2 protein-coding genes are annotated in these 1,027 nt (G+C 62.6%); one reads left to right on the forward strand and one right to left on the reverse strand.

The window, feature by feature from the left end:
• Positions 1–250 (forward strand): integrase core domain-containing protein (locus tag JDV09_RS26445; protein ID WP_221372091.1); only part of this gene is annotated, 250 nt, incomplete at its 5' end.
• A gap of 251 nt (positions 251–501) precedes the next feature.
• On the opposite strand, the gene JDV09_RS26450 is transcribed toward JDV09_RS26445, so the two are convergent.
• Positions 502–801: a type II toxin-antitoxin system HicA family toxin gene (locus JDV09_RS26450; RefSeq protein WP_221372092.1), complete on the reverse strand. Its 300-nt coding sequence runs from the start codon at positions 799–801 to the stop codon at positions 502–504.
• Between the last annotated feature and the right edge of the window lie 226 nt (positions 802–1,027).

Raw genomic sequence — 1,027 nt, forward strand, 5'->3', positions numbered from 1 at the left:
GGGGATTCGGCAGTCGATGGGCCGGGTGGGATCGTGTTTCGACAATGCGGCCGCCGAGGCGTTCTTCTCCTCGCTGGAGTGGGAAGTACTGTCCCGCAATCGTTTCCGTGATACCATCCACGCGCAGGCTGTGGTCATCGACTGGTGTTACACCTTCTACAATCACCAACGCCGGCACAGCGCCGCCGACGGTCTCTCGCCCGTCAACTACGAGATCAGGGAAGCCAAGACCAAGCCGGAAGCGGCATAGGAAACCCTCCACGATTTCGGGGGAACCACAGGCCCCGTCGAGCAGTTCGTTGAAGTGGGGGTCTGGTATGCGAACGGACGCGGTCTCGATGGCGATGTCGTCGTAGGGGATGTCCTTGGCGAGTGAGATGTACTCGCGGGCCATAGTCTCGGCCTCTGCGAGACGGCGCGCCTGGGTGATGCCGTCGGCTTCAGGAATGTGCACCATCCACCAGCGGCCGTCGCGGATGACCTCGATCTTGAAGGTGTGCATCACTTCTCCTGGCTGTCTTCGATTGCTTGGTTGACCTGGCGGACGACTCCGGGGCTGATGGTGCGGTGACCGGTGGGGACGACGGTGGCGCCGCTCGGGTGGGTCCACTTGGTGTGGCTACCCTTGCCCTGCGTTTCGGTGAAGCCTGCCGCTTTGAGCTGCTTGACGATCTTGCGGGTGGGCTGCTCACGGGCCTGGGCCTGCCGGAATAGGTGTGCTGTCGGCGACAGCACCGTTTGGTATACCCGCTGCTTCGTCAGCAAGCGCCGCCAGCGAGATTCGGGCTGGACCAGGGTCATGGCATGCGTAGAAAGCGCACCCGCAAAGACGGATCGACGAACCATCCCGCGGACGGCCCCTAGGTGGCTGGTGTCGAACGGGTCTCGTGGGGTAGGTGGTAACCGCTCTTGCGGTTGAGCTTGCTGTGACGGCTGGTGTGGGCCTGGGACGGTTCAATGGGTTGATGGGCCTGCTCGCCGGACCGAATTATCAGGATCGTTGCAGAATGCACTGTGCAGCAGGTGT

Source organism: Mycolicibacterium xanthum, from assembly GCF_019710635.1.
GTDB lineage: Bacteria > Actinomycetota > Actinomycetes > Mycobacteriales > Mycobacteriaceae > Mycobacterium > Mycobacterium xanthum.

Excerpts from the sequence above, each read along its gene's own strand:
- JDV09_RS26450 (WP_221372092.1), bottom strand. The coding sequence starts at position 801 with ATGACCCTGGTCCAGCCCGAATCTCGCTGGCGGCGCTTGCTGACGAAG.